The sequence below is a fragment of the Thermodesulfobacteriota bacterium genome (assembly GCA_040757775.1).
Lineage (GTDB): Bacteria > Desulfobacterota > UBA8473 > UBA8473 > UBA8473 > UBA8473.
Genome location: JBFLWQ010000004.1, coordinates 88,500 through 110,758, shown reverse-complemented (window position 1 = coordinate 110,758; position 22,259 = coordinate 88,500). Strand labels below are relative to the sequence as shown.

Below are 22,259 nucleotides of genomic sequence, written 5' to 3'. Positions count from 1 at the left end.
ACCCCTTTTCTCTCTGTAATCCACTAGATGATAATTTCCTTATGCCTGCTGGCGTGGCAATTAATATTGACAGCCAGGGGCAGACTGGCTATATGGCAGGGATGCATCTCGATATGAACAGCGAGTGCCGTTGTCCTCCCACCCAACCCCATGGGACCGACTCCCAAGTCATTTATTCTGTTTAATATATCCTTTTCAAGTCCTGCCAATTCCGTATCAGGATTAGAACTTCCTACATGCCTTAACAATGCCTTCTTAGCCAGTAGAGCGGCATACTCAAATGTTCCACCGATCCCTATCCCCACAATAATTGGTGGACATGGATTACCACCCGACTCTTTTACTCTAGTCACAACAAAATCTATAATACCTTCAATACCATCCGAGGGTTTAAGCATGGTTACCCGGCTCATGTTCTCACTTCCACCGCCTTTAGGGGCCACTATTATCTTAAGCTTTTCTCCCCGGACTAAATCAATATGGATAATCGGAGGAGTATTATCACCGGTATTCTTTCTGGTGAAGGGATGACATATGGATTTTCTGAGATATCCCTCTCCATAGCCCTGTCTAATACCCTCAGCAACAGCTTCTTTCAAACTTCCCCCTGAAATCCTGACATCTTCCCCCAACTCAATAAATACAACACCAAACCCTGTGTCCTGACATATGGGAACCTTTTCATCCCGGGCTATCTCTGCATTCTTTTGGAGCTGTTCAAGAATACTAACTCCAAGGGGAGATTCTTCAACATCTTTTGCCTTTTGAAAGGCCAGCGATACATCTTCTGGAAGATCGTAGTTTGCTTCCATGCAGAGCTCTTTTACTTTCTCAGTTATGTAACTTGCTTCAATCTCTCTCATTCTTTCCTCATAGCCAGGTTAGTTGTCTCGTCCGCCAGAGACAAACCAGATACGGACAGAATTCATAAGTCAGTATGATACCGCCTGTTTCAAGCAGGCAAGCACCAAATCTCCGGCAACTCAATTCCATAATAATGAGTGAATATTCATTCAGACTATTTAGCACAGGATTCCTGATATTGTCAAGCAATTTTGGGTAATCAAAGCCCATCCTCTTGACATTTCCTACATGGAAGAATATATTAAATTAAAGACAAAAGCATTTATTGGGGTGAAACAGATGGCAGAAATAAAAAGCACGTTGGAACTTGTCATGGAAAAAGCCAAAAAGATAGAAGTGTCACCGGAAGAAAAAGAACAGCTAAAAAGAGGGGAATATGTATCAAATGCTAAAGGGATGTTAAACCGATACCTTAACGGAGATTTAAATATTAAAGGCTTGATAAAAGAACTGGCTGGTTATGATGGAAATGCAAGGGATACAATAGTTGGTGCCCTATTGTCCGGATTAGCTGACACTATCGATATATCCATTGATAATAAAAGGGCGCTTGAGGCGATAGATACTCTAAAACAGAATAGGGTTAAACCTACGCTGGATAGGATAAATAAACTCTGCAAGGATTTTAATGAGGAGAAGGGAACTCGTTATAAAAAGATAGAAAAAGAGATAGGAAAAAGGCTTGATGGAATGGGTATATCAGGAACTGCGGTTCAGCCTGTAGTGGATTATGATGAAAGATGGTATCATGCCCTCGCTAGCCTGTCTTCAGAATATGAAGACAGGTTAGTTAAACTCAAAGGTGAACTGTTAGATTTAGATGCCAATTGATTTAAATTACAAATAGGCAAATATAGCCTTTTTTATAAAATCGAAATTCTGGATCACCTCATTTTTCCCTACAATTATATCTCCATGGCCAGGCAGTAAGTATTCCACATCCAGTCTCGACAACCTTTCTATACTCTCTTTTAGCAGCCTTCCGTCACATCCAGGGAAATCCGTTCTTCCCACACCCTGATTAAACACTACATCCCCGGTTATAAGTGCCTTCTTTTCATGCCAGTAGATAGATATAGACCCAGGAGAATGTCCAGGGGTATGGTATATTTGAAGCTCGTTCTTACCCAATACCAGATTCCCTTCTTTTAGATAGAAATCTATCTTAAAGTCAGGCAGCTCCATTCCAAACATCCTGTAAAACCTTCCACCTACCTCCCTGAGAAACCTATCTTCTTCTTTATGGATTGCCATCATCGCCCCATTATTGGTAAAAATCTGGTTTCCTTCGAAATGGTCCGGATGGGCATGGGTACTGATCACCAGTTTTATCCCGTGGGGGTCAATACCATCCCCTTCCATAAGAGAACATAAGTTACTTACACGGTGTTTATGACCAGTATCAACAACAGTAGGTATTTTACCCCCAAGGTAGTAGCTATTGCAGTTGTTTTCCATCATACTAGTCCACGGATAGTAATAAAGATCATCTTCAAGTTTCATTATTTATTCTCCAACCTTACCCTCTAATAAACGCTCGTAAAAACCGTCCTGAAAACTTTTTTACTATAGGGCATGAAGTCTAAAAAATCAATTACATAATGCAGTTCCGTTTGCCCGTTTCTAAAGAAAATTAATTGACTTTTCCCACTGACTACACTAAATATACAAATTATCGGCTACGAACAGATAAAACTTTTAGGAGGTTCTTATGACTATGCCCGGGGAAGACAGCAAAAGATACCAACATTTTTTAAAGGAATTAACTGAGCACTTTGAGGATAAAGAGAGCCCAGATATAGTTGAATCGGTTGGTGAGAGAATTAAAAAGATAAGAGAAACAGAAGGAATCTCCCTTGAAGAACTTTCAGTCAAAACAGGGTTCCCTGTCGATTTGCTATCAGAAATTGAAAATCAAACTGTTTCCCCGCAGATTGGAACTATCATAAAACTTGCCAAATCCCTGAAAACAGTCTTTGGGACACTCACTGCAGAAGAAGGAGAAAAAACCTATTCAATAGTACGGCATGGCGAAAGGAAGGTAGTTTCCAGATCGGCATCACAAAAAGGACACAATTACACCTATATGTCCCTTGCCTCTGATGTAAAAGGCAGACATATGGAATCCTTCATTGTAAAGCTGGAACCAGAAACCCAGGATCAAGAATTATCGGCACATGATGGAGAGGAGTTTATATTCGTCATTGATGGAGAAATGAAGGCACGTGTGGGGGAAAAAGTGGAAATCTTATCTACCGGGGACACCATTTATTATCTCTCAAGCATTCCCCATTTAGTAACCTCAAATAGAAAAGAGCCGACCTATATTCTCGCAGTTATTTATACGGGCTCTGATTGAAAGTAAGCGCTTAACCATAAGCGGTTAGTAGTAAGCCTTTAAATGAATTCTATGAGTATCAGTCTGTTCTTAATCGCCTCGGTTGTGAATCTCTCATATTTAACTATGTTTAGAGTTTTAACGTCCTTCAAGTTATACCTTTTTACTATGTTCTGGATTGACGCTGATTGCTTATCTAAAGTAGTCCATCCTGAAAAATGAAAAATTTCCTTTGGAGCGAACATGAGCAGGATTTTTGGGGAACCCACCTTGACGAAGCGGAAGATAAGTCCGCCTTTGGCGGATTTGATCCGCCAAAGGCGGAGAGTTCCTGAAAATGCCTGAAGCAAGTCATAGATGGGTCAAAAAACCTGCACCAGAGAGCGGAAAAGGGAATTTTTCAGTGTGAACTAAAAAATACAAGAGGTCTTTATGGAAAGAGAGTATTCTGACTATCCCGTTCTGGGGGTTGGAGGTATAGTGTTTTTAGATGACAGGGTAGTATTGGTAAAGAGAGGCAAAGAACCAGGCTACAGAACATGGAGCATTCCAGGTGGTACAGTTAAGTTAGGGGAGACCATGAAGGACGCCGCCAAAAGGGAGATTTATGAAGAAACAGAATTGAAGGTAGATACCCTTGAAATTGTAAAGATTGTGGATCCAATAATCAGGGATGAGAATAATCGCATATTGTTCCATTTCGTTCTTGTAGACTTTCTTTGTAAATACAAGTCTGGAAAACTAAGGGCTGACTCCGATGCCCTTGATGCTCGAGCTGTCCCCATACCTGAACTTCCAGGCTATGGTTTACCTGAGGCTACCTTGGAGGTAATAGATAAGGCATTGTATTTGTTAAAGAAAGGGGCAAGTAAAGCCTAAAGGGGCTCTTAACACTATTAGTTGATCCTGAAAAATGAAAAATCACTGAGAGTGATGTTCACTATGAGTCCTTCCTAATGTATGAAAATTATCTATGGTAAAAAAAAAGGTGCCTATTTTATTAGAGGGTTCACCCTTTTCCTTACCCTCTTATCCTTGACAGGCTTCCCAGCCTGTCTAAGAGAACCGAAATCAGATAGAAACATCCTTGTCATAGGTCTTGAGAGCAGTCCCACTAACCTTGACCCCAGGTATGCCACTGATGCAAATTCCTACCGTTTAACCCAGGTCCTATTTAATCCTCTCTTTAAACTAGACCCTCATTTTAATCCTGTGCCGGATATAGTTAAAAGATGGTATAACCCCAATGACACCACATATATATTTCATTTAAGAGAGGGAGTTCAGTTTCATGACGGTTCAGAGCTTATCTCAAAAGACGTAAAATACACCTTCGATACAATTCTTAATCCTTCTTTCAAATCACCCCATATGGGTGCTTTTGAAAAGATTAAGTCAATAGAGACCCTGGATAGATATACAGTAAAATTTATACTTAAGGAGCCGTTTGCCCCTTTCTTAATAAACCTGGCAATTATGGGGATTGTTCCAGAGCATGCTGCCCAGAAATCCTCAGACAGGTTTAGTAATCAACCAATCGGAACCGGTCCTTTTAAACTGACAGAATTTCTTCCTGATGAAAAAATAGTACTGAAGGCGAATACCGATTACTTTGAGGGTAAGCCCAGGTTGAGCGGGATAGTTTTCAAGATAGTACCCGATAGTACAGTCAGGTTACTGGAATTGAGCCAGGGGGGTATCCATCTTTTACAGAACGACATCCCCCCGGATTTATTCCCCTTTTTGGAGAAAAGGGACAATTTAAAGATTGTCAAAGAGGAAGGAACTACCTATTCCTACCTCGGATTCAATCTAAAAGACCCTGTTTTGAAGAATATAAAGGTCAGAGAGGCTATTGCCCATGCTATAGACAGGGAGTCAATAATAAGGTATATATTAAAGGGACTTGTTACCTCCGCCAGTGGAACTCTTTCTCCCCATAATTGGGCATATGAGGGAAACGTTAAGATATTTGAATACAACAAAACAAAGACATTAAGACTGCTGAATGAGGCAGGGTTTAAAGACCCTGATGGCGATGGCCCGGAGACAAGGTTTAAATTGACATTCAAGACATCCACTGACCGGCTTAGAAAAAGGATAGCGGAGATTATCCAACAGCAACTGAGAGTTGTTGGGATCGGCATAGAAATTATGAGTTATGAATGGGGGACCCTCTATTCAGACATAAAGTCAGGGAACTTTCAAATGTATAGCCTTTCATGGGTTGGTATTACCGATCCTGACATGCTGTACTATATCTTTCATTCTTCCAGCATCCCTCCTAACGGTGCAAATCGTGGAGGATATATAAACCAAAGGCTGGACAAACTAACCGGAAAGGGCAGAGTTATACTGGATATCTCCAGGAGAAAGAGGGTTTACAGTGAGGTACAGAAGATACTGGCAGAAGACCTTCCCTATGTGAGTCTCTGGTATACCACCAATGTAGCGGTTATGAATAAGTCAGTTCATGGTTTTGTGGTGTATCCAGCAGGAGATTTTATCTCCCTGAAGGATGTGTGGATGGACAATTAGAAAAATTTGCGATTTACGATTCACGACTCTATTATGGCTTTTATAATAAAACGCTTAACACTGCTTTTTCCCGTCGTATTTGGGGTGCTTACCCTGGTCTTCCTACTCATCCATCTGATTCCCGGAGACCCTGTTGATCTTATGCTGGGAGAGAATGCCCAGATTTCTGACAAGGAAACATTGAGGAAAGAACTCCGGCTTGATGAGCCCTTGGGGAAGCAGTACCTTCTCTTCGCAGGGGGTGTTATAACAGGCAATTTCGGCAACTCACTCCACAGCAGAAAACCAGTTATAGAGCTAATTCTAAATAGGTACCCTGCAACCATAAAACTTACTATTGCAGCCATGATAATGGCATTGCTCATATCCCTGCCAGCCGGGATTTACTCTGCCCTCAGGCAATATTCCTTTATGGACAATTGTTCTATGTTCTTTGCACTCCTGGGGGTATCCATGCCTAATTTCTGGTTAGGCCCGATGCTAATGATTGTCTTCTCTGTTAATATGGGCTGGTTTCCAATCTCCGGGGATGAGGGCATTTACAGCATTGTACTCCCTGCCATCACACTGGGCACAGGAATGGCTGCAATACTCTCCAGAATGGTTAGAGCAAGCATGCTGGAGGTAATCAGCCAGGAGTATATTATTACTGCCAGAGCTAAAGGGTTATCGGAGGTAAGGATTATACTCAAGCATGCACTTAAAAATGCGCTGGTACCTGTTATAACGATAGTTGGATTGCAGTTTGGTGCCCTCCTGGCCGGCGCAATCATTACTGAGACTATCTTTTCCTGGCCCGGGATAGGCAGGCTTCTCATCCAGGCCATAAATACCAGGGATTATCCCCTGATACAGGGGTGCGTATTGTTAATATCCATCAGCTATGTCTTGATAAACCTCATAACGGACATTGCGTATTCCTATATTGACCCCAGGATTAAATTGAAATAATAGACTGATCGGTAATATGCTTAAAAATAAACTCGCTATAGCAGGATTATTTATAATTGGCATACTGATATTTGTGGCTATACTTGCCCCTTATTTAGCCCCTTTCAGTCCCTTTGAGCAGAATCTGAGGGGTGGGTTAAATCCACCAAGTCAGGAACATCCCCTTGGACAGGACAAACTGGGAAGGGATAATCTGAGCAGGATAATCTATGGTTCGAGAATCTCAGTCTACGTGGGGCTGGCTGTAGTGGGGATATCACTCCTGGTAGGGCTATTCATAGGGTCTTTAGCCGGCTATAATGGGGGCTGGATAGACGAGTTATTCATGAGGATCGTTGATATCCTCTTAGCGTTCCCTGGTATTCTTTTGGCAATTGCCCTGACAGCAGTCCTGGGGCCAAGCCTCAATAATGTGATACTGGCTTTATCCGTAACAGGATGGGTTGGTTATGCCAGAATTGTAAGGGGACAGATACTTACCATAAAGGAGCAAGAGTACATAGTTGCCGCCAGGGCATTGGGAGCAAAGCCCCCCAGGATAATAATGCACCATATCCTCCCTAATATCCTTTCACCTTTGATCGTAGAGACTACCTTTGGAATGGCGGCAGTAATCCTCGCTGAGGCAAGCCTTAGCTTTTTAGGATTGGGGGCTCAGCCACCCACCCCAAGCTGGGGGAGCATGTTGAATGAAGGGGTACAATTCCTGCTGGTAGCCCCTCATATGACCACATTTCCAGGATTGGCTATTATGATAACGGTACTGGGTTTTAATTTTCTTGGAGATGGATTAAGAGACACACTGGATGTGAGAAAGAACTAAGGAGGGAAACTGGTGCTAAAAGACAGGGTTGGTCAGATGTTCATGTTCGGCTTCGATGACTGCATAGTATCCAAAGATCTGAGGGAAATGGTTCAACTTTATCAGATTGGCGGTGTAATTCTATTTTCCAGAAACTACAGAGACCCCATACAACTGATGAATTTATGTAATGATCTCAAGAGTCTTTCACCAGATATCCCTTTATTTATATCAATAGACCAGGAGGGAGGAAGGGTAACCAGATTGAAAGAGCCTTTCACTCAACTACCACCTGCAGGCGTCCTGGGAAAGGTATTTGAGAAAGAGTTGAAGGAAATCAAAATAGAGGGAAAAAGCTTTAAAAAACATTCCTATGAGAGGTATAAGACTGTTAAGCTAGTCCGCAACCTTGGCAGAATTTTAGCGAGGGAAATACGGTCTGTAGGAATAAATATGGACCTTGCTCCTGTCCTGGACGTCAATACAAACTCCAATAATCCTGTGATAGGAGATCGCTCTTTTAGTGCCAACCCCTCTTTAGTCGCAATCCTTGGTAATGCCTTTATAAAAGGGCTTCAGGAAAATGGAGTAATAGCCACAGGCAAACACTTCCCGGGCCACGGTGATACAGACCTGGATTCCCATAAACAACTACCCGTGGTTAGACATGATGTGAAGAGACTGGAAGAAACAGAATTAAAACCCTTTATGGAATCTATAGGAAGGGGTTTAGAGGCGATAATGACTGCACATGTCCTTTACCCTGCATGGGACATTTCAATGCCTGCCACTCTCTCTGAGAGGATATTAAAAGGTCTGTTAAGAAAGAAACTGGGGTTTAGAGGGTTGATTATAAGCGACGATATGGAAATGGGTGCTATAGCTGAAAACTATTCTATTGGAGAGGCTACAGTAAATGCTATAAAGGCAGGGGTAGATATTATCCTCATTGGGAATAATCTGGAGAAACAAAAAAAGGCTGTTCACTCTACCCTTGAGGCGATAGATGAAGGAAAATTGTCTGAAGCAGGAATCGAAGAATCCATAAAGCGTATAATAAAGGTTAAAAATAAATACCTCCTCCCATACCATCCCGCAAATTACGATGATGTGAAAGCCATGGTTGGATGCAGAGAACATAAAGAGGTTGTTGATAAAATTTTATACTCTCCAAACAATTGCTACAGAACAATAAAAATTTAGTGCTTGATTTTTATATTTATTTATTCTAGCATAGAAAACATAACCTGTTAGGAAGCCAAAGAGTTTTTTATTTTTTAACCTCAGAACTTCCTAGTATCCTGAGGATTTTTTATTTTTGTCTTATTGTATAAAATACAGGGGGAAATATAAGCTATAAGTTTCAACCATCGTTTAACTGGCAAGACTTTATACTTCCATGCAGGTAGGAATATCCAGAGTTTTGCTATGGGAAAGGAAGTTTAATGTCCATTACTGTAGAAGTTAAGGGAGATATTGAAAAGGCCATTAAAGTACTCAAGAAAAGGATGCAACTGGAAGGTGTGCAAAAGGAACTCAAACATCGACGATTTTATGAGAAACCCAGCGTCAAAAAGAAACGGAAAAGACTTGAGGCTGCTCGAAGAAGACGTAAAGCCACCCGCCGGTCTTCATAAATGGGTACAACAAAATCTATACTGGCTATGTATAGGGCTTCGAAACTTGGGTCTAATTCTTAGAAATCTAAGATCTTTTTTTACAACTTTTAATAAACGTCTCAAAAAGTCTCTTGAATCTTTCCTCCTTCTGGTAGAGAGCCTCGGGATGCCATTGAACCCCTAAGACAAACCGGTGACTTTCACTCTCTATCCCTTCTATAATCCCATCAGGGGCTTTTGCATTGAAGACAAACCCCTTCCCTACTTCCTTTATGGACTGATGATGGGTACTGTTTACTTCTAAAGTTTCACACTCCAGGATGGAGTACAATTTTGTGTCAGGCTCTATAATTACTGAATGGTGCGTTTCTGATTTCGGCATCTTCTGCTGATGGTTAGAAGCCCCCTTTACCTGTACCTCTATGTCTTGATAGAGACTGCCACCACCTGCTACATTTAACAACTGTTCACCACCACAGATACCCAATACAGACATATCTGTTCTCAATGCAATCCTGGCAATCTCCATCTCGAAGCTGGTTCTTTTATTATTTAACTCTCCAATTTTATCAATAATATCTTCTCCATAGAAGACAGGATTTATATCAAAATTTCCCCCTGTTATGAGCAGGCCATCAATCCTCTCTGCAAGCTTCTCTATTACCTTAGCATCCGAACTGTAAGGCAGGATTACAGGTATCCCTCCTGCTTCTCTAACCGCTGAGATATAATTTTCTCCTATAAAATACGCCGGTCCTTTGAATATATCTCCCCCTTTATGGTAATCCGAGGTAACTCCAATAAGGGGCTGCCATTTGCTCATGTCTTTCTCAATACCCTCCCATTCTTACACCCTGTATGCTCACCTTTCTTTACAGCAATATTCCCATTAACTATAACATACTCAATCCCTTCAGGATACTGGACAGGTTCAGAAAAGGTAGCCTTGTCTACTATCGTATCCGGATTGAATATCACCAGATCAGCATAAAACCCCTCCCTTAACTCACCCCTTTTTTGAATACCCAGCTTTCTGCATGGATCGGATGTCATCTTCTTCACTGCTGTCGGCAAGTCCATAATTTTTTTCTCTCTTACATATACACCCAATACCCTTGGAAAGGTTCCAAATGCCCTGGGATGAGGGCTGCCCTCTGCCAGAGGACCATAATCGGCACGGCAGGCAGCATCTGACCCTATCATAATGTATGGTTTCCTGTATATCTTTACCAGGTTTTCCTCAGACATGGTAAAATAGTTGGCAGAAACGTTCATCTCTTCCTCTATCAGGACATCCATAGTGAAATCAAAAGGCTCTTTTCCAGCCATACCTGCAGCGTCAGCAATACTCATACCTTGATACTTATTATTCTTATCTGATACTACTGTGGATATTACGATCGTCTTCCAATAATCCGGTTCAGGGTGTTTTTTTACTATCTCATTCTCTATTTTCTCCCTTACTGCCTGATCTTTTAACCTGCTGATTCTGGTTTCCTTGTCCCCCTCAGTTGTCCAGTCAGGAAGTATAGCCTGAAGCCCTGTATTTGAAGCGATGTATGGATAACGATCACAGGTTACATCCAGTCCCTCATCTATGGCACTTTCTATAACCTTAAACATCCTGTCCAGTTTATTCCAATTCCTTTCCCTGGAAGTCTTTAAGTGGGATATCTGAAGGGGAACATCGGCTTTTCTCGCTACCTCAATCACCTCATTAATAGCCTCTACCACCATGTCATCCTCACTCCGCATATGGGTTGTAAACACCCCTTTATACCTTTTTACCACATTGTTCAGGGCAACTATTTCAGCTATTTCAGAGAAACATGCCGGGGAATAGATAAGACCTGTTGAGAGGCCAAAGGCACCCTCTTTCATACCCTTCTCCACAGCAATACACATATCTTCTAACTCTTTTTTACCAGGGTTTCTGTTCTCTTTGCCCATTACCGAAGCACGGATGGTATTGTGGCCTAGAAGGATGGCAAAATTCATGGAAATACCAATTCTTTTAAGTAACTCGCTGTATTCCTGAACAGTATACCAGTTTAAATCCAGGGAAAACTGTTTCTGGTATTCAACCTTCCTTTCCTGTGCCTCTTCTCCAAAGATTGGAGCTGCTGAATAGCCACAGTTCCCCCCGATCTCTGTGGTTACCCCCTGACGAACCTTGCTCTCTGCCTGCGGGTTTACCAAAAGAAAATAGTCGGAATGACCGTGAATATCTACAAATCCAGGAGATACAACCATACCCCCTGCATCAATAATCGTTTTACCTGAAAGGGAATTGCCAGAGTCTATCTTTAAAATCATGTCACCCTTTATTCCAATACTCCCCCTGTAGGGCAATCTACCGGAACCATCTATTATATTCCCATTAGAGATCACTATATCAAACATAAAAGGACCCCTAACACTTTGTATTTTAATTGATATATTCCGCTGTCTTCATTTATTGAGTGCTAAACGATTAGATCAAACAATAAAGAATTACATTTTTGTTGTCAATAAATAGTGCGTGAACGACGTGCCATTACACCCGATACGGCTCTCAGATTGGCACGCTACTTTGGAACAACACCGCAGTTCTGGCTGAACATACAAACCAGTTACGATTTAAAAATTACTGCACAAGAGGTGGGTTCAAAGATTGCGAAAGAGGTTCATACTCGGCTTGCCGTCTAGCCTTGATAACAAGGTATTTAAGGTAAAAAGGAGCTTAAAAGGAGAAATAACGACTTAAAGCTCCTTCATAAATATCATCTTATGGTCACCCTCTCTATAAAAATCGTCAAGTACACACACAAGTTGATAGCCGTGCTTTTCATAAAAAGCTCTTGCAGCCTTGTAGGGAGGGGATGAAGATGTGTCTACATAAACGCGCCTCGCTCCTTTCTTCCTAAGATTTGCCTCCATAAATTCCAGAAGTTTTCCTCCAATTCCTTGTCTGGATGCCATTTTATCCACAGCAATCCAATAGAGATCATACCCGTCCTGTGTCATAGGAATAGGGCCGAAGCATATATACCCTTTTGGTAAGTCAGAGGCATCAACAGCAGAAAAGATATGGTAATCGCTTTTTTCCGGATGGCGAAGGGCATCATCGATTACCTCCGCAGCCACCTGAATCTCCATTTCATTGAAGGTTTTTGTGCCTTCTATGAGACTTAATATCTCAGATCTATCCTGAAAGACAAGGGGTCTGATAAACATATTTTGGTGCCCTTTCGGTCATAAAGTCTAAAAGATCTTTTATAAAATCAGAATATGTCATCCCGGCTTTATCAATGGCTGCCGCAAAGCCAGCGTCCGGACTCAGGCATGGATTAGCATTGACCTCAAGGACATATGTTTTACCTTTACTATCGACCCTTATGTCGATCCGGCCATAATCCCTTAGCATGAAAACACGGAAACAACCAAGGGCAACTTTCTCTATTTTGCTCATCAGACCATGGGGAAGCACCTCCGGGAATCTTCTGGGTGTATTGTGGTATTCGAAGGATTCAATATCCCATTTGGCATGGTAACCTACAATTGAATACAGGCTTTCAGGAAAATTTGAAAAATCGATCTCTGCAATGGGAAGCACCCGTGCTAAAGGATAACCTAAAAGGGAGACGTTGAACTCTCTTCCCTCGATGTATTCCTCTACCAGAACTGGTCCGAAACGCTCGTAAAATTCTGGAAGTCCTTTCCGCAGTTGACCTTCATCTGCAAATATCGAATCCTGGTCGATACCAATACTGGCTTCCTGGAACCTCGGTTTCACAATAACAGGATATCTCAGGGTATGAGGAAAGAAGGAGGTCATACTGTCGTAAAACCTGTATATCGGGGTTCTTATCCCCTCTGCTTTGAGCAATTGTTTTGTCAATAGCTTGTCGGCTGTAAGCATCAGTGCTATGGAAGGCGATCCCGAAAAGGGTATTCCAATTAGCTCCATGACCGATGCAGGATGGCCAGCAAATCGAGGATCCTCGTCAACGGTCTCGCATAGATTGAAAATCATCCCTATCTCTTCTTTATACACCCTTTGGATAAATAGCCCTACATCCTTTGTGAAAGGGATGCGAACAGATGAAATGCCAGTATTCCCGAGGGCAGTTTCTACAGCCTCCACCTGAGATAGGACATCCAGGGATGCCTCTGAAAAGGGATGCCCTGTTAAAACCGGTTCGTTATATGCAATGCCAATTGCCCTTCTCTCTACAGTCATATCTTACCTTGATTGGGTAGGGGCACAGTGCACCGTGCCCCTGCTTGAATACCGATCAACAGCAGAGGCAAGGATCGCCTCTATGAGTTCCGTGTAGCTCATTCCCACCTGACTGGCTATAATGCAAAGATCCGAATGCGTAGGATGTAACCCTGCCAATGGATTGATCTCTAAAAAACAGGGGTTGCCGAATTCATCACAACGGATATCAACCCTTCCGGCATCACGGCATCCCAAAGTCTGATACGCCTTCAGGGAGATAGTCTCTATCTGTTGCCTTATTTCCACTCGAGTCATTTCACCAGGAACATATGTAACCCGATTCTCGCATTCCTCCTTGGCAATCCGGGTGTAGATATTCCTCTGGTTCTTGTCACGAACAACCACCTGCATCATGCCCAAAACCCTGGCATTCCTCCCTGTCCCCAGAATTCCCACTGTATACTCCTTACCGGGAAGGTAGCGCTCCACCAGGACTGGCTGACGATAAAGGGAAAGAAGCCTTGAAGCCTCTCGATGAAGGGAATCGAAATCCTTGACCAGACACCTGGAGTCGATCCCTTTTGCCGTTCCCTCGTATGCCGGCTTGATGAATAGAGGAAATGGCAAATTGCCATTAACCTCCGCAATTTCTTCAACCAGGTAGGAATCTGGTGTAGGAATTCCTTCACTTTTTATAATCGCCTTCGTCATACCTTTGTGTAGAGACAGGGCAAGGGTCAAAGGGTCGGAGAAGGTATAGGGAACATGAAATGCCTCCAGTATAGCAGGAATCTGAGCCTCCCTGGAACGGCCCTCCATACCCTCAGCGATGTTGAAGACCATGTCCAGTTCAAAAGTCGGCAAAAAGTGAAGGAGGCTCTTTATATCGCCGATCAGCACCACATCATGACCAAGGGATTCCAGGGTTGTCTTAATAGCCTCGATAGTCTCTTCCGAATCGAATTCCACATAACGATCCGGGGGTTCGGAAGCATCAAGTTCATAGCTTTTCCTGAGATTAAAAGTAAGCGCAATCTTCATAATTCCCCACATGGTCAGATGTACTGTCTGTTCCGGTTTCTTCTTCTCCTGTCGCAAAGGGATACGAGTAAACATTATTATGATAATTCCTTAGCACCAGGGTATCCTTGTCTTTTCGCAGGAGATAGTTGGGAAGGAGAGGAATCTTTCCCCCTCCCCCTGGAACATCCACAACAAAAGTCGGCACACAAAGCCCTGATGTGTGCCCCCTCAGGGCTTCTATAATCTCAAGCCCCTTATCAATTGGGGTTCGGAAGTGCCCTGTACCCTGTGTCAAATCTGCCTGGTAAAGATAATAGGGTCTAACCCTGATGCGTAATAGTTTTTGCATGAGCCGCTTCATAATGGCTGCATTGTCGTTAACACCTCGAAGGAGAACAGTCTGGCACCCCAGAGGGATCCCTGCATCAGCAAGACGTCCACAGGCATTTGCAGCCTCAGTAGTAATCTCAATGGGGTGGTTGAAGTGGGTATTAATGTAAAGAGGATGATATTTCTTAAGCATATTGACCAGTCTTGGCGTAATCCTCTGGGGAAGAGTGCAGGGAACCCTTGTTCCAATTCGTATGATCTCCACATGTGGAATCTGCCTTAGTGCCTTTAATATACGTTCTATAGACTTATCTTGAAGCAATAGGGGGTCACCTCCTGAAAGGAGAACGTCTCTCACCTCTCTGTGTCTCCCGATGTATTCGATACCCAGGGCAATAGTCTCTTCCGTCACTGTCAGGGACCGTCCAACCTTCCGCTTCCTTGTACAGAAACGGCAATACATAGCGCATTGGCTGGAAACGAGAAACAAAACCCTGTCCGGATACCTATGGGTTATGTTGGGGACAGGACTCTGTTCTTCTTCTTTCAGGGGATCCTCAAGACCAAGGGGGTCGTGGAGTTCTCTGAAATCAGGAATTGCCTGGAGCCATATGGGATCATTAGTCTCCTTGATAAGCCCTAAATAATAGGGATTGATACGCATGGGATAACGGCGAATAACATCGTGGACTGTGATGGCATCCATACACAGTTGTCTCGGCAGGTCTACCGCCTTGGTAATACTTCGTGCCAGAAGGTGCCTCCATGAATCATCATCTTCCTCTCTGTTGAAGACAAGCCTTAGATTTGACCTCGATTCAATCTTTTTCCTGGCTACACCTTGAACCTCCCCGGCGGAACCGGGAGGTTCTTCCTCTGGGATACTCTCTTCCTCCTTTTCTAGAAAAGAAGGATTGCCACTGCTTTGCAGTGTAAAACCCTTTATGCCCTTAATTATTTGTTCTGCCACTATAAGAACCCTCCTCTTGTTTTCATAATTTTAATCCTTCCCTATGCCCTAAAAAGTGCCATTACTATAAGAGCTTTGGAAAATATATATTTCGTAAAAACATTCTTTTTCCAAAGCTCTCCATGAGGCACTAAAATTATTGGTGGGCGATACTGGGTTCGAACCAGTGACTTCTACCGTGTGAAGGTAGCACTCTCCCGCTGAGTTAATCGCCCACATATACCTACAAATTAATCACTATCTACATAAACAACTAAATTTTGTCAAATAAAAAATCCGATGTTATTTCACTAATTATCTAGGACTTTTTTGATTTATAGCAAGAAAATCGAAAAAGTCAAGACAAAAATACAATATATGGTAGAAATCTTGCAGTTTGCCACAATATATAGATAATAAATTTGACGGCTTCGTAAAAAATCCATCTGTACGCCTGAGGCGGATTCCGCTGCATCCTCAGTCATTGCAGCATACAGGTAAGTACGCTTCATTCCTTCGGATTTGCGCGCCTTGCATCTGGTCCGCCTCTGGCGGATTACTATGCCGTCTGATTTTTGACTTTTTGCGACTTAACCAAATTTCGGTGAAGGAGACAACGATCTTTAGGTTACCCCTTCTTTCTTGCTGTTTTAGGTTGTTATGGTAGCAAAATGGTAGCAGAAAAAATACTGGATTTTACCTGATAATTGAGGTATGATTTTTACGAGGAAAAGGGATTAATTGGTATTGAATTATTTTGGAATCCGTATATTATATGTTATGGTTTCAGAATCAAAGGTGCTCCACTATGTCTATCATTAAATTTGATCGCAAGGTAGGAAAACAAATTAAAATAAACAAAAGAGCAGAATTCACTTTTCCCAATAAAGATGGAAAAGAAATTGAGAGCAATAATATCTTTCCTCAGCAATATAAACTAATTATATGTCAAAAAATCTTTTCTGGTGGTTTCTATAAAAATCCACGGCTTTATTATTACTTTAAAATACATAAAAATGGTCATAGCTCCTTTTCAATGTAGTAGAAAATAAAGAGACATTCCACGTAATAGTAGATCTAACTAATAAAATTGTTCACATAGAATAACTACCGCCAAAAACACTCTACTAGGCCTCTCTCGTTATAATAACTATGGTCAACGAAAAAAAAGTTGTCATTTCGAAGGAGCAGCGCAACTGAGAAATCTTAAGATTCCTCGTTTCACTCGGAATGACAAAGGCTAAGGTCTCGGAATAACAGGCACTCTATGTCAACTTAGAAAGATGACCCACATTCTGAGGGATCCCCTTTTATCTTTTCAATTGCATGGGGTATGGAAGGTAAGATTGCGTTGAGATTTTCCGATACAGCTTTTGGGCTTCCAGGAAGATTAACGATGAGGGACATCTTCCGAACCCCCACTACTGCCCTGGATATCATGGCATGGGACGTTTTCTTTAGCCCCTGAAGTCTCATTGCCTCTGCCATCCCGGGGACCTCCTTTTCTATTATACTCAATGTGGCATCAGGGGTTACATCCCTGGGGGATACACCAGTACCGCCAGTGGTAATAATCAAGTCTAACTTCTTGTTATCTGCATAATCTATCAGTCTGTTAACTATAATATCTCTCTCATCGGGGATTGTCTCATGGGCATCTACCCTTCCCGGCAACCCTTCTACCAACCTTTCTATTATCTCAAAACCACTATGGTCTTTTCTTTCCCCCCTTGCCCCCCTATCGCTAACTGTCAGCACCCCAACGGTTATCATCCAGACTCTCCAACGCTCCCAATTTATTGAAGATAAATATTCACAACTATCTGCATAAGCCCTATTATAAACCCTAACACGCCACCTAGCAGTGTAATATAAGTAAGATGCCTCCTGGTCACACCTTTAATTGCCTCTTCCAGTTCCTCTATAGAGAAGCTGCTCACTTTTTCTTCAACAATCTGTTTGAAATCTATAAGATTCAGGAAATTAAACAACTCATCCTTTACCAGCTCGGAAATCTTTGGCGCAAAAAACCTTTTTATAGGATACATAGCTGCCTGTGGCACCAAAAAGGCCAGTTTCCCCATGCTTTTTTCTACTGCTTTATCCATCAGCTCTTTAATTTTGTCATTAACCTCCTCCCTGGTTATCCTGCTTTCAATCTCTTCTGGATTTATAAGTTTCTCCTCAATGAGTGTTCCCAGGCTTTTCGCTATCAGGATTTGATCCCGGGGTATCAGACCAGGGGTAAATGGAATACGGAAGCCAAAAACCCTTTTTTCTTTTTTAGGATTAAAGAGCATCCATATAGCCACTTTATTTGTAAACCAACCGATAATACCCCCGATAACTGGCGGTAAAAGGTATGGTAAAAAGTTCATCATCTATTACTTTATCTCCAACCTACTTTTTCAACAAACTCCTGTTTCCTTTCCACAAATATAACAGCATAAGCACAGATGTAATCACTAAAATAATCCCAATAAACTGGGATACAGAGAACGTTCCTTCATATATGAACCCTCTATCGTCACCCCTGAAGATCTCAATGACATAGCGTGTGATAGAATAGAGTAGAACATACAGCCATATAAGCAAGCCATCAAATTTCTTAAACCTCTTGACCACCGTCAGAATCAGGAATATAAAAAGGGCAGTTATAGAGGAATACAGTTGTGTAGGATGTAGAGGAATCCCGAGTATTGCCAGACTTTCAGGATTAGAAAAAGTAATAGCCCACGGAAGGGTTGTTTCTTTGCCATAACAGCAGCCTGCAGAAAAACAGCCCAATCGTCCTATCGCTTCTCCTATGGCTATGGAAGGAGCTATAATATCAGCGGTTTTCCAAAGAGGCAGATGGCTTTTTCTGATATACCATATGCCCACTATCAAAGCTAGGAGGAAACCTCCATAGTATACCAATCCTCCACTCCAGATCTTTATCATCTCCAGTGGGTTTTCTATATAATATTGATAATTAAGTACGATATAAAGAAGGCGGGAGCCCACTATGGCGGCAATAATACTATAGAATGCCAGATCAAGGATATTCTCAGGCTCTTCTCCAACACGTTTCGCCTCCCTCAATGCCAGAATAATGCCTGTCAAAAACCCAATGGCAATAAAAACCCCATATGTGTGTATCTTAAAATTGCCTATCTGGAATAGAACCGGGTACATAATACCTCTTGGAAATTCTATTAATTAAAACACGATATAAGGTTCCAGGATTCTAGGACTTGAATCCTTCACCCCTTGACCCCTTGAATCCTAATTAATGAAGCTATTGAGTCTTATCCTTTTTGAAAACTGTATTGACGAGCAAAAAAACTCCTCCAACAGTAATAGCAGAGTCAGCAACATTGAAGGCTGGCCAGTGACAAGAGTAATAATGAAGATCGATGAAGTCGATAACCTCCCCCAACCTGACCCTATCAATCAGGTTTCCAATGGCTCCGCCCATTATCAGAGACAGGCTTGATATAAGGAAAGTCTGGGTATCTTTCAGGCTTCTCAGGAAATAAAGGATTATCAGGACAGCTATAATAGAGGTAATCAAAAAGAAAAAAACCCTAAACCCGATGACCTGTGAGGCAAAAAGACCGAAAGCGGCACCTGTATTTCTAACATAGGTTATGTGAATGAAATTCTTTACAATGGGTATGGAGTGGTAGAGCGGGAAAGCTCTATCAATATAGAGTTTAGAAGACTGATCCAGCAATACAACTCCGAGGACAATTGCAATTGTTATCAGATATTTTTTATTCAAGTTCCCTCTATTACCCTAATACATCTCTGGCATATTGTAATATGTTTTCCGTTATCACCTACTGTCGGATGGTAAGTCCAGCACCTCTCACATTTTTTGCCCGGGGCCTGGCACACATCGATACTCAATCCATCAACCTCCTCGCTTTTAAATTCACCATTGCCATCTTCATTCTTAAAAAGATTAACCTTAGAAACAATAAAGATTGAGTTCATGTCATTAATATAGCCTTTTAAAAATCCATAGAGTTTTTCAGGTACATAAAGGTTAACCTCAGCATCCAAGGAGTGCCCTATAGCCTTATCACGACGGGCTGATTCCAGCGCCCTGGAAACCTCCCCTCTAACCTTTAATAAGGTATCCCATCTGGCAGCCAGCTCTTCATCAATGTAATCCCTGTTAGCAACAGGAAATTGGGACAAATGAACGCTACCGTCTTTACTTCCATCCGATGGTACATACTTCCATACCTCTTCAGATGTAAAAGAAAGAATAGGCGCCATAAGTCTTACAACAGAGCTTAAGATTTCATATATAGCGGTCTGGGCTGACCTCCTTTCCTTAGAACCCGGAAGAGAAATATATAGTCTATCCTTCAGGACATCCAGATAAAAGGCACTCATATCAACCACACAGAAATTGTGAAGGGAATGGTATACAGTATGGAAAGAAAAACTGTTATAAGCATCCGTAATTCTTATAATAAGCTTTTGCAATCTATGTAGAGACAGCCTATCAATCTCTAAAAGATCCCCATATTCAACTCTGTCTGTTGACGGGTTGAAGTCATACAGGTTTCCCAGTATGTACCTGCAGGTATTGCGAATACGGCGGTAGGCTTCAGAGAGTCTTTTTAGTATTTCTTCGGATATCCGAATGTCGTCCCTATAGTCCTCGGCGGCCACCCAGAGTCTGAGGATTTCAGCCCCATATTTCTTTATGATTTCATCCGGAGCAATCACGTTTCCAAAAGATTTGGACATCTTTTTCCCCTGACCGTCAACAACAAAGCCGTGAGTCAATACAGACTCATACGGGGCACTCCCTCTGTTATTTACTGATGTTAAAAGGGAACTGTGAAACCATCCCCTGTGCTGATCACTCCCTTCTAAATAAATATCTGCCGGGAATTTTAAATACTCTCTGCCCTCTAAAACCGCAGCATAACTCACACCAGAGTCAAACCAAACATCGAGTATGTCCATCTCTTTTTTAAAATCACTGCCATTGCACTCAGGACATTTGATGCCAGGAGGAAGCAACTCCTTTGCCTCCTTTGAAAACCAGACATTGCTTCCCTCTTTTTCAAATTGGTCAGATACGTAGTCTATAATCTCCTTTTTTGCAAGGGTATAATCACAGGAATTACAATAGAATACAGTAATAGGAATCCCCCAAGCCCTTTGGCGGGAAATACACCAATCCGGACGATTCTCAATCATTCCATAGATTCTATCCTTACCCCAACTCGGAATCCACTTTACCCTATCTATACTTTCCAGCGCTTTCTCTCTCAACCCATTCTTCTCCATAGAGATAAACCACTGCTCAGTAGAGCGAAAGACAATAGGGTTTTTGCACCTCCAGCAGTGGGGGTATGAATGAGATATAGACTCTTCCTTTAATAAGGCACCTGTTTCATCCAGTTTTTTATTGACCGACTTGTTAGCATCAAAGACAAACTCTCCTGCAAAAAATTCCACATCATCGGTAAACCTTCCTTCATCATTAACAGGGGCATAGATTTCCAAGCCATACTCCAAGCCAATTTCGTAGTCCTCCTGCCCGTGGCCCGGAGCGGTATGGACACAGCCGGTTCCCGCATCCAGTGTCACATGATTGCCTAAAATTAGCAATGATTCCCTGTCTATGAATGGATGGCTGCATTTAAGCCCTTTTAATTTCGAAGATGGAAACCTTTCTATGACCTTATAGTCCATAATTCCAAGTATTTTCATAGTCTCTTCCAATAACCCGTCAGCCAATATAAAGGTTTCATCCCCTACTTTTACGGCAACATAGATAAAATCGGGATGAAGGGCAATGGCAAGATTAGCCGGTATTGTCCATGGGGTAGTAGTCCATATAAGGACTGAAATCCTCTCACCAGTGAGGGCTGGAAGTAACTTGCCAATATCTGATATTAGTGGGAATTTAACATATATAGAGGGAGATTCATGCTCCTGATACTCAACCTCAGCTTCTGCCAGAGCAGTCCTGCAGGATGCACACCAATGAATAGGCTTTTTGCCTTTATAAACACTATCTGTACCTACAAACTTACCAAATTCTCTAACTATGGTAGCTACATATTTATAATTCATAGTAAGATAGGGGTCATCCCACTCACCGAATACTCCTAACCGTCTGAATTCATTCCTTTGAATATCTATGAATTTTTCAGCATATTCCCTGCATAGTGTCCTTATCTCAAGGATAGACATAGAACGCCTTTTTTTTCCCAATTTCTTATCTATCTCATGCTCTATGGGAAGACCATGGCAGTCCCACCCCGGTACATAGTAACTATTAAAACCAGTCATAACCTTTGACTTAACTATTATGTCTTTTAAGATTTTATTTAGAGCTGTCCCCATGTGGATATGTCCATTGGCATAGGGGGGACCATCATGAAGAATATACTTTTCTCTATCCTTTGTAGCTTCTTTTATCTTATTATATATCTGTGCTTCCTCCCATTCTTTCAGAATCTCCGGTTCTCTTTGAGAAAGATTTGCCTTCATTGGAAATTCGGTCATGGGAAGGTTCAAGGTATCCTTATAATCCATTATATCCTCCAAAAGCATTGTCTAAAAACATTTGATATACGGATAGATTAAACTAGCATAAATTTAGCTGTTGTCAAGGGGGAAAT

The 22,259-nt window shown here is 41.9% G+C and carries 22 protein-coding genes, 1 tRNA gene and 1 pseudogene; 9 read left to right on the top strand and 15 right to left on the bottom strand.

Annotated elements, in window-relative coordinates; translation table 11 throughout:
- Positions 1 to 23: 23 nt before the first annotated feature.
- Both AB1401_04090 and AB1401_04085 read right to left on the bottom strand, forming a co-directional pair.
- Positions 24 to 863, bottom strand: coding sequence for a fumarate hydratase (locus AB1401_04090; protein MEW6614628.1), 840 nt, complete (start codon positions 861 to 863; stop codon positions 24 to 26).
- A gap of 7 nt (positions 864 to 870) precedes the next feature.
- Positions 871 to 1,074 carry a hypothetical protein gene (locus AB1401_04085; GenBank protein MEW6614627.1) on the bottom strand — a complete coding sequence of 68 codons (204 nt, stop codon included), beginning with the start codon at positions 1,072 to 1,074 and terminating at the stop codon, positions 871 to 873.
- Positions 1,075 to 1,143: 69 nt separating this feature from the next.
- Between AB1401_04085 and AB1401_04080 the strand changes: the two genes are divergently transcribed.
- Positions 1,144 to 1,695, top strand: a complete 552-nt coding sequence (locus tag AB1401_04080; protein ID MEW6614626.1) for a hypothetical protein — start codon at positions 1,144 to 1,146, stop codon at positions 1,693 to 1,695.
- Between the two features lie 6 nt (positions 1,696 to 1,701).
- Here the strand turns inward: AB1401_04080 and AB1401_04075 are convergent, their stop codons facing one another.
- Entirely contained in the window at positions 1,702 to 2,367 is a 666-nt protein-coding gene (locus AB1401_04075; GenBank protein ID MEW6614625.1) for an MBL fold metallo-hydrolase, read from the bottom strand.
- Positions 2,368 to 2,575: 208 nt separating this feature from the next.
- On the opposite strand from AB1401_04075, the gene AB1401_04070 reads away from it, so the two are divergent.
- The 7 genes from AB1401_04070 to rpsU all read left to right on the top strand — a co-directional run bounded on the left by AB1401_04070 (position 2,576) and on the right by rpsU (position 9,130).
- The gene (locus AB1401_04070) at positions 2,576 to 3,223 is read left to right on the top strand and encodes an XRE family transcriptional regulator (GenBank protein MEW6614624.1); all 648 of its coding nucleotides are present in this window, start codon (positions 2,576 to 2,578) and stop codon (positions 3,221 to 3,223) included.
- A gap of 411 nt (positions 3,224 to 3,634) precedes the next feature.
- On the top strand, positions 3,635 to 4,081 hold the full coding sequence (locus tag AB1401_04065; GenBank protein ID MEW6614623.1) for an NUDIX hydrolase: 447 nt from the start codon (positions 3,635 to 3,637) through the stop codon (positions 4,079 to 4,081).
- 81 nt (positions 4,082 to 4,162) lie between these two features.
- Positions 4,163 to 5,740 carry an ABC transporter substrate-binding protein gene (locus AB1401_04060; protein ID MEW6614622.1) on the top strand — a complete coding sequence of 526 codons (1,578 nt, stop codon included), beginning with the start codon at positions 4,163 to 4,165 and terminating at the stop codon, positions 5,738 to 5,740.
- A 33-nt stretch (positions 5,741 to 5,773) separates the two neighbouring features.
- Positions 5,774 to 6,691 (top strand): nickel ABC transporter permease, encoded by a 918-nt coding sequence (gene nikB / locus AB1401_04055; GenBank protein MEW6614621.1) that lies wholly within the window; start codon positions 5,774 to 5,776, stop codon positions 6,689 to 6,691.
- A 16-nt stretch (positions 6,692 to 6,707) separates the two neighbouring features.
- Complete coding sequence (gene nikC / locus AB1401_04050) at positions 6,708 to 7,514, top strand: nickel transporter permease (protein MEW6614620.1); 807 nt, start codon at positions 6,708 to 6,710, stop codon at positions 7,512 to 7,514.
- A gap of 12 nt (positions 7,515 to 7,526) precedes the next feature.
- Positions 7,527 to 8,696 (top strand): beta-N-acetylhexosaminidase, encoded by a 1,170-nt coding sequence (gene nagZ, locus AB1401_04045; GenBank protein ID MEW6614619.1) that lies wholly within the window; start codon positions 7,527 to 7,529, stop codon positions 8,694 to 8,696.
- 248 nt (positions 8,697 to 8,944) lie between these two features.
- Positions 8,945 to 9,130 (top strand): 30S ribosomal protein S21, encoded by a 186-nt coding sequence (gene rpsU / locus AB1401_04040; GenBank protein MEW6614618.1) that lies wholly within the window; start codon positions 8,945 to 8,947, stop codon positions 9,128 to 9,130.
- Between the two features lie 67 nt (positions 9,131 to 9,197).
- Here the strand turns inward: rpsU and AB1401_04035 are convergent, their stop codons facing one another.
- Both AB1401_04035 and AB1401_04030 read right to left on the bottom strand, forming a co-directional pair.
- Positions 9,198 to 9,935, bottom strand: coding sequence for a gamma-glutamyl-gamma-aminobutyrate hydrolase family protein (locus AB1401_04035; GenBank protein ID MEW6614617.1), 738 nt, complete (start codon positions 9,933 to 9,935; stop codon positions 9,198 to 9,200).
- Positions 9,932 to 11,515, bottom strand: coding sequence for a D-aminoacylase (locus AB1401_04030; protein MEW6614616.1), 1,584 nt, complete (start codon positions 11,513 to 11,515; stop codon positions 9,932 to 9,934). Before AB1401_04030 ends, AB1401_04035 begins: the two co-directional genes overlap by 4 nt.
- Positions 11,516 to 11,626: 111 nt before the next feature.
- Here AB1401_04030 and AB1401_04025 point away from each other — a divergent pair.
- Positions 11,627 to 11,800, top strand: a pseudogene (locus AB1401_04025) (HigA family addiction module antitoxin).
- Positions 11,801 to 11,854: 54 nt separating this feature from the next.
- Here AB1401_04025 and AB1401_04020 read toward each other — a convergent pair.
- From AB1401_04020 to ileS, 10 genes are all read right to left on the bottom strand, one after another.
- Positions 11,855 to 12,328, bottom strand: a complete 474-nt coding sequence (locus tag AB1401_04020) for a GNAT family N-acetyltransferase (GenBank protein MEW6614615.1) — start codon at positions 12,326 to 12,328, stop codon at positions 11,855 to 11,857.
- Positions 12,297 to 13,334 carry an ATP-grasp domain-containing protein gene (locus tag AB1401_04015; protein MEW6614614.1) on the bottom strand — a complete coding sequence of 346 codons (1,038 nt, stop codon included), beginning with the start codon at positions 13,332 to 13,334 and terminating at the stop codon, positions 12,297 to 12,299. The genes AB1401_04020 and AB1401_04015 overlap by 32 nt, the downstream gene beginning before the upstream one ends.
- Before the next feature lie 3 nt (positions 13,335 to 13,337).
- On the bottom strand, positions 13,338 to 14,357 hold the full coding sequence (locus tag AB1401_04010) for an ATP-grasp domain-containing protein (protein ID MEW6614613.1): 1,020 nt from the start codon (positions 14,355 to 14,357) through the stop codon (positions 13,338 to 13,340).
- Positions 14,335 to 15,639, bottom strand: coding sequence for a KamA family radical SAM protein (locus AB1401_04005; GenBank protein MEW6614612.1), 1,305 nt, complete (start codon positions 15,637 to 15,639; stop codon positions 14,335 to 14,337). Before AB1401_04005 ends, AB1401_04010 begins: the two co-directional genes overlap by 23 nt.
- Before the next feature lie 140 nt (positions 15,640 to 15,779).
- Positions 15,780 to 15,854: transfer RNA gene (locus AB1401_04000), tRNA-Val, on the bottom strand.
- A 1,039-nt stretch (positions 15,855 to 16,893) separates the two neighbouring features.
- Complete coding sequence (locus AB1401_03995; GenBank protein MEW6614611.1) at positions 16,894 to 17,391, bottom strand: MogA/MoaB family molybdenum cofactor biosynthesis protein; 498 nt, start codon at positions 17,389 to 17,391, stop codon at positions 16,894 to 16,896.
- A 23-nt stretch (positions 17,392 to 17,414) separates the two neighbouring features.
- The gene (locus AB1401_03990) at positions 17,415 to 17,999 is read right to left on the bottom strand and encodes a DUF445 family protein (GenBank protein MEW6614610.1); all 585 of its coding nucleotides are present in this window, start codon (positions 17,997 to 17,999) and stop codon (positions 17,415 to 17,417) included.
- Positions 18,000 to 18,018: 19 nt separating this feature from the next.
- Positions 18,019 to 18,795, bottom strand: a complete 777-nt coding sequence (lgt, locus tag AB1401_03985; protein MEW6614609.1) for a prolipoprotein diacylglyceryl transferase — start codon at positions 18,793 to 18,795, stop codon at positions 18,019 to 18,021.
- A gap of 103 nt (positions 18,796 to 18,898) precedes the next feature.
- Positions 18,899 to 19,384: a signal peptidase II gene (lspA, locus tag AB1401_03980; GenBank protein ID MEW6614608.1), complete on the bottom strand. Its 486-nt coding sequence runs from the start codon at positions 19,382 to 19,384 to the stop codon at positions 18,899 to 18,901.
- Positions 19,381 to 22,173, bottom strand: coding sequence for an isoleucine--tRNA ligase (gene ileS / locus AB1401_03975; GenBank protein MEW6614607.1), 2,793 nt, complete (start codon positions 22,171 to 22,173; stop codon positions 19,381 to 19,383). The genes lspA and ileS overlap by 4 nt, the downstream gene beginning before the upstream one ends.
- Positions 22,174 to 22,259: the final 86 nt, after the last annotated feature.

What these genes read in the sequence shown, in the direction of transcription:
- AB1401_04090 (MEW6614628.1), bottom strand. Translation starts at nt 863, where the DNA reads ATGAGAGAGATTGAAGCAAGTTACATAACTGAGAAAGTAAAAGAGCTC.
- AB1401_04030 (MEW6614616.1), bottom strand. Translation starts at nt 11,515, where the DNA reads ATGTTTGATATAGTGATCTCTAATGGGAATATAATAGATGGTTCCGGT.
- AB1401_04015 (MEW6614614.1), bottom strand. Translation starts at nt 13,334, where the DNA reads ATGACTGTAGAGAGAAGGGCAATTGGCATTGCATATAACGAACCGGTT.
- AB1401_04065 (MEW6614623.1), top strand. Translation starts at nt 3,635, where the DNA reads ATGGAAAGAGAGTATTCTGACTATCCCGTTCTGGGGGTTGGAGGTATA.
- AB1401_04010 (MEW6614613.1), bottom strand. Translation starts at nt 14,357, where the DNA reads ATGAAGATTGCGCTTACTTTTAATCTCAGGAAAAGCTATGAACTTGAT.
- AB1401_04080 (MEW6614626.1), top strand. Translation starts at nt 1,144, where the DNA reads ATGGCAGAAATAAAAAGCACGTTGGAACTTGTCATGGAAAAAGCCAAA.
- ileS (MEW6614607.1), bottom strand. Translation starts at nt 22,173, where the DNA reads ATGGATTATAAGGATACCTTGAACCTTCCCATGACCGAATTTCCAATG.
- AB1401_04060 (MEW6614622.1), top strand. Translation starts at nt 4,163, where the DNA reads ATGAAAATTATCTATGGTAAAAAAAAAGGTGCCTATTTTATTAGAGGG.
- AB1401_04035 (MEW6614617.1), bottom strand. Translation starts at nt 9,935, where the DNA reads ATGAGCAAATGGCAGCCCCTTATTGGAGTTACCTCGGATTACCATAAA.
- AB1401_04085 (MEW6614627.1), bottom strand. Translation starts at nt 1,074, where the DNA reads ATGGGCTTTGATTACCCAAAATTGCTTGACAATATCAGGAATCCTGTG.
- nikB (MEW6614621.1), top strand. Translation starts at nt 5,774, where the DNA reads ATGGCTTTTATAATAAAACGCTTAACACTGCTTTTTCCCGTCGTATTT.
- AB1401_03990 (MEW6614610.1), bottom strand. Translation starts at nt 17,999, where the DNA reads ATGATGAACTTTTTACCATACCTTTTACCGCCAGTTATCGGGGGTATT.
- AB1401_04070 (MEW6614624.1), top strand. Translation starts at nt 2,576, where the DNA reads ATGACTATGCCCGGGGAAGACAGCAAAAGATACCAACATTTTTTAAAG.
- lgt (MEW6614609.1), bottom strand. Translation starts at nt 18,795, where the DNA reads ATGTACCCGGTTCTATTCCAGATAGGCAATTTTAAGATACACACATAT.
- AB1401_04075 (MEW6614625.1), bottom strand. Translation starts at nt 2,367, where the DNA reads ATGAAACTTGAAGATGATCTTTATTACTATCCGTGGACTAGTATGATG.
- AB1401_03995 (MEW6614611.1), bottom strand. Translation starts at nt 17,391, where the DNA reads ATGATAACCGTTGGGGTGCTGACAGTTAGCGATAGGGGGGCAAGGGGG.
- nikC (MEW6614620.1), top strand. Translation starts at nt 6,708, where the DNA reads ATGCTTAAAAATAAACTCGCTATAGCAGGATTATTTATAATTGGCATA.
- AB1401_04020 (MEW6614615.1), bottom strand. Translation starts at nt 12,328, where the DNA reads ATGTTTATCAGACCCCTTGTCTTTCAGGATAGATCTGAGATATTAAGT.